The sequence below is a fragment of the Campylobacter sp. BCW_6873 genome, from assembly GCF_001762365.1.
Lineage (GTDB): Bacteria > Campylobacterota > Campylobacteria > Campylobacterales > Campylobacteraceae > Campylobacter_D > Campylobacter_D jejuni.
The window spans coordinates 1-1543 of the sequence record NZ_MJWS01000053.1; the positions used below are offsets into that span (position 1 = coordinate 1).

Sequence of the window (1543 nt, forward strand, 5' to 3'; positions counted from 1 at the left end):
TGCTATCGCCATCCCTGAAGCATCATCTGCTGCGGAGTTAATCCTAAGACCTGAACTAAGTCTACTTAAAGACTTATCAAGCTCGTTAGCATTAACAACTGAATTTGCATGTGCATTTAATGCACCGATGTTGGTGTTTATCCTAAAACCCATTTTAAATCCTTTCAAAATATTGCATCGAAAAGATTAAAGCAAGAAGTGTTCCAAGTTTTAGTTTAATTAAAATCTTTAGAGTTTAAAATAAAAAGCCTAGTATTTAAACTAGGCTTGGATTTGTATATATCACAGTACTTTAAAAATATGTAGAGCTATTGAAGCAATCTTAAAACATTTTGCTGACTAGAATTTGCCTGAGCCATAGCATAAGATCCACTTTGAGCTAAGATATTTGCTTTAGAGTAGTTTGCACTCTCACTTGCAAAGTCTACATCTCTGATTTGAGATTCTGCTGATTTAACATTCACTTGAGTTACAGTGATGTTGTTTATAGTTGACGTAACTTGATTTTGTATAGAACCTATATCAGCTCTAATTTGATCAAGGTTAGTTATAGCAGTTTCAGCTATATCCATCACAGCCATAGCACCTTTAAGAGTGGTTACACCCGCAGTTTCATCAGTAGCACCTACAGTTGATGTTCTTAAGGCAGCAAATTGAGAATTTCCTGAACCTGATGAAAAACCTGAACCTGCTGAAACTATATAAGTACTGCTTATAGAAGCTGCATCTGAAACAATTTGCACTGATCCAGATAAAGCTGTAGAATATCCTTTTCCACTACCCACTGAAAAACCTGAACCTGCTGAAAAACCTGAACCTGCTTGAGACATAAACGCTGAAATACTAGAAGCTTGGATAATTTGCTTATCTCCGCCACCATTGTAAGAATTAAAACCCATAGCATCAGCATTAGCTGCTGAAATTTGACCTTTTGATTCTCTTAAAGATACTGAAGCTTGAGAAATCATATCTGCAGCACCCATACCTATAGCACTAAGATTAGTTCCACTTATATTGATATCTCTACCATCATTTTTAACCAAAGATAATCTTCCATAATTTTCAGTTTTTAAAACACCAGCACCAGCACCTATACTACCTGTAATTTTAATGCCTCTACCATCAGCTGAAGTAAGAACAAGTTTACCATTCTCATCTTTAGAAGCTTGAACTCCTGTTGTGTCTTTAACAGAATTTATAGCTGAGATTAATTGGCCATTATTATCTCCATCTTTATAATTAATCTGACCAATTATAACCCCATTGATAGCAAAGTCTTGAGAAGTACTTCCTTCTTTTATAGCATAAGCTCCTACAGTTTTTACATCATAAGTTGCTCTAACTCCTGTTTTATCAGAGCTTTTATTAATCTCTTCGGCTAAAGCTCCAAGTCCTGTTCCAACTGAAGTTGAAATCACAACATTATCAAATTTAAAATCTTCTATACCATTATAGTTTTTGATAGTAAGTCCTACTACACCTGAACTCACACTTTGTGAACCTGTTTCAAATCTTGTAACACCGATTTTTGAAGACTGGGTTG

Annotated in this window: 1 protein-coding gene and 1 pseudogene; both read right to left on the reverse strand. The window is 35.0% G+C overall.

What is annotated here, in order from left to right; all coding sequences use genetic code 11:
• Positions 1-153 (reverse strand): annotated as a pseudogene (locus AJ932_RS10065) (flagellin); the annotation flags it as partial.
• 155 nt (positions 154-308) lie between these two features.
• Positions 309-1543 (reverse strand): flagellin (locus tag AJ932_RS03290; RefSeq protein ID WP_070288996.1); only part of this gene is annotated, 1235 nt, incomplete at its 5' end.